Below are 3511 nucleotides of genomic sequence, written 5' to 3'. Positions count from 1 at the left end.
CGGACGCTGGGGTCTACTATGTTCCACTGCTGCGGCAGCGTCAGAGGTGTATAGGGGGCAGGCTGACCGGCCGGGCGGCCGCCCGGCCGGTCAGCAGCGGGATCTGCGCGTTCCACGCCTCGGTCGCGAGGTCGCCGCGCAGCTTCAGCGCCCAGCCGCCGTTCGCGTGCACGACCTCCTGCTCGGGCAGCGGCAGGCTGACCCCGCCGCGCGCCGCCTCCGCCGCGATCAGCCGCTCGCCGATCTCGCCGAGCAGCGCGATGCGCGGGTCGCCGTCATCGTGGCGGGCGGTGGCGTAGTCGAGGCGGTCGCGGCTGCGGACGAGGGCGCGCCGCACGTCCACGCCGGTGATCCGGCCGGCGCCGTCGATGTCGATCGTCCACGCGACGGCCGGGCGCTCCCGGCCCGGCAGCAGGCTCGCGGTGCCCTCCGACAGGGGCCGCGGATGCAGCGGGGAGTTCGCGTCGGGCAGGTAGAGGGTGACGCCGCGCGCGTGCGCCTCGGCGTCGAGCGCCCCGCCGGGCCGCACGAACCCGGCGACGTCCGCGATCGCGTACCGGACCCGGTGCCCGGACGGGCGCCGCTCCAGGTGCATCGCCTGGTCCAGGTCCATCGAGCCGGGCGGGTCGAGGGTGAAGAACGGGACGTCGCGCAGGTCGGCCCGGCCGTCCGCGAGCGCCGCGGGCCCCGCCGCCTCCGCCAGCACGGCGGGCGGGAACGGGCCGGGCACCGAGAACTCGGCGCGGATCCGGTGCAGCCCCGAGCGGACCTCGGCGTCGGCCTCGGCGGTACGCAGTCGCAGCGGTCGGCGCGGCACAGCACCGAGCGTACGGGACGGAACGGGCGGACCGATCGGAATCTACAATGTAAAGGCGGTGGCCGGGTCAGCCGTCCGGCGTGTCCGCGTACGCCCGCAGCCCGGCCGGGTCCAGCACGGTGATCCGGCGGCGCCCGGTGCGGACCAGCCCCGCGTCGCGCAGCACGGCCAGGGCCCGCGCGACCGTCTCCCGGGAGGCGTCCATCCAGCTGCCCAGCTCCTCCTGCGACAGCGGCGGCCCGATCGCGATCTCTCCGCCCGCGCCCGCCGGCGCCTGCCGGGCCGACAGCTCGGCGAGCCCCGCCAGCAGGATCGCCAGCCGCCGCGCGCCCTGCGCCGACACGTGCGCCTGCACCCGCCGCCCCGCGTCGTCCAGCCGCCGCACGAAGGTGCCGCTGACCAGCATCCACACCCGGGGATGGGCGTCCAGGAAGGCGGTGAACCGGCTCGCCGGCACCAGCAGCGCGCGCAGCTCGCCGAGGGCCTGTACCGTCGCCGACCGCTCCCGGCGGCCGAGCACCGCGCTCTCGCACACCAGGTCGCCGGGGCCGCGCACGGCGAGCACCACCGCGTGCCCGTCCGGGCTGGACGAGACGACCTTCGCCCAGCCCGCCTCGATGACGATGATGTGGTCGGAGTCGTCGCCCTGGTAGCACAGCGGCGCCCGCGGCCGGTAGGTCCGCGGCCGCCCGGCGTCCCGGAGCGCGGTGCGCTCGCGGCCGTCCAGCTCGTCCCAGAATCCTCCGCCGGGGGAGGCGGCCCGCTCGCTCACCGCACGTCCGTTCCGGTGCGGGATCGGGTGAACCGGCACCCGCGGCAAATGGGGGGAGTGGGGCGGTGAGGCCCAATGCCGCGGATACCGGTCGTCTGTGAACGTCTCTGCACGTTTCCAGGAGAACCCGTCACCGCCTCGGATGCTGCCCGCCGGAGAACGCCCTGTCTGCGTCTTATGACACTTTTGGCGAAAATTGCAGCGAAATCGCGGCGCTCAACGCGAAAGAGCGTTCAGGAGGCGGTTGACGGGGCTGCCGAGATTCCAGGTGTCGGCCAGCTCGACGAGGGCCTCGGCGTCGCGCGGCTCGGCGGGCAGCCGGTCCTCCAGCTTCGCCAGCTCCGGCGCGTCGATGTCGGTGACGACCCGCACCACCGTCTCGGCGGCGGCCAGGTACTCGCGCGCGGCCTCCATCCGGCGGCGGGCGCCCGCCGGGAACCCCTCGTCGGTGCCCGCGTCCAGCGCCGCGAGGATGCCGTCGACCGACCCGAACCGGGTGACCAGCGCCGCCGCCGTCTTGTCGCCGACGCCGGGCACCCCCGGCAGGCCGTCGCTCGGGTCGCCGCGCAGCGTCGCGTACTCGCCGTAGCCGCGGCCCGGGATGCCGTACTTGGCCGCGATCTCCGCCTCGCCCATGACCTGCAGGTTCCGGATGCCGCGCGCCGTGTAGAGGACGGCGACCGGGGCGCGGTCGTCGACCAGCTGGAACAGGTCGCGGTCGCCGGTCACGATGTCGACCGGCCCGTCGGCGGCGCCGCGCACGGCGAGGGTCCCGATCACGTCGTCGGCCTCGTAGCCGGGCACGCCGGCGCGCGCCAGGCCGACCGCGTCCAGCACCGCGTCGATCACCGGGAGCTGCGCCTCCAGCGCGTCGGGGGTCTGGTCGCCGCCGTCGTCGGCCACCCGGTGCGCCTTGTAGGACGGCAGCGCCGCCACCCGGAACGCCGGCCGCCAGTCGGCGTCCATGCAGCAGACCAGGCGGTCCGGCGACCGGTCCTGGACGAGCCGCGCGATCATGTCGATCAGCCCGCGCACCGCGTTCACCGGCGTCCCGTCGGGCGCGGTCACCGACTCGGGCACCCCGTAGAAGGCGCGGAAGTACAGCGACGGCGTGTCCAGCAGCATCAACCCGCTCATGGCGCACATGCTCCCACGCGGGTCCGACGCCGCGCCGCTCCGCCGCTCCTGGGATCCTGGTACCGGCCATCGGACAGGACCGACGAATGGAGACGGGTGTGACAACGGAGTTGTATCCGCCGGAGCGCATCGGGCGGGTGCGGGAGGCGACGGCGAAGGCGGGCCTCGGCGCGGTGCTGCTGACGCCGGGCCCGGACCTGCGCTACGTCACCGGCTACGACGCCAAGGAGCTGGAGCGCCTCACCTGCCTGGCGGTGCCCGCCGAGGGGGAGCCGTTCCTGGTCGTCCCCCGGCTCGAGCTGCCCGCCGCGCAGGAGTCGCCGGCCGGCGCGCTCGGCATCGAGCTGGTGCCGTGGGACGAGACCGACGACCCGTACGCGCTCACCGCCGCCCGCCTCCCGGCGGGCATGGCGAGCGTCGGCGTCGCCGACCGGATGTGGGCGGTCATGGCGCTGCGGTTCCGCGCCGCGCTGCCGGGCGCCGGGCAGGTCGCCGCCGGGTCGGTGCTGCGCGAGCTGCGGATGCGCAAGTCCGCCGCCGAGGTCGCGGCGCTGCGCGAGGCGGGCGCCGCGATCGACCGCGTGCACCGCCGCGTCCCCGGCCTCCTCAAGGCCGGCCGCACCGAGCGGGAGGTCGGCCGCGACATCGCCGACGCGATCATCGCCGAGGGCCACGCCCGCGTCGACTTCGTCATCGTCGGCTCCGGCCCGAACGGCGCCAACCCGCACGCCGAGCCGTCGGACCGCGTGATCCGGCCCGGCGAGCCCGTCGTGGTCGACATCGGC

At 75.8% G+C, this 3511-nt stretch carries 4 protein-coding genes; 1 reads left to right on the top strand and 3 read right to left on the bottom strand.

Annotation, left to right across the window (positions count from 1 at the left end):
* Window positions 1–40: 40 nt before the first annotated feature.
* From HUX53_RS29765 to HUX53_RS29755, 3 genes are all read right to left on the bottom strand, one after another.
* Window positions 41–817: an RNB domain-containing ribonuclease gene (locus HUX53_RS29765; protein WP_309237497.1), complete on the bottom strand. Its 777-nt coding sequence runs from the start codon at window positions 815–817 to the stop codon at window positions 41–43.
* Between the two features lie 67 nt (window positions 818–884).
* Window positions 885–1589, bottom strand: a complete 705-nt coding sequence (locus HUX53_RS29760; RefSeq protein WP_176406541.1) for a Crp/Fnr family transcriptional regulator — start codon at window positions 1587–1589, stop codon at window positions 885–887.
* A 216-nt stretch (window positions 1590–1805) separates the two neighbouring features.
* On the bottom strand, window positions 1806–2726 hold the full coding sequence (locus HUX53_RS29755) for a 5'-3' exonuclease (RefSeq protein ID WP_176406540.1): 921 nt from the start codon (window positions 2724–2726) through the stop codon (window positions 1806–1808).
* Window positions 2727–2824: 98 nt separating this feature from the next.
* Here HUX53_RS29755 and HUX53_RS29750 point away from each other — a divergent pair.
* A partial coding sequence (locus HUX53_RS29750) for an aminopeptidase P family N-terminal domain-containing protein (protein ID WP_309237496.1) occupies window positions 2825–3511 on the top strand: 687 nt, incomplete at its 3' end.

Origin of the sequence: Actinomadura sp. BRA 177, assembly GCF_013372625.1 — a bacterium.
Lineage (GTDB): Bacteria > Actinomycetota > Actinomycetes > Streptosporangiales > Streptosporangiaceae > Spirillospora.
The sequence above is the reverse complement of the archived record's forward strand: the minus strand, read 5'-3'. Positions and strand labels throughout refer to the sequence as shown.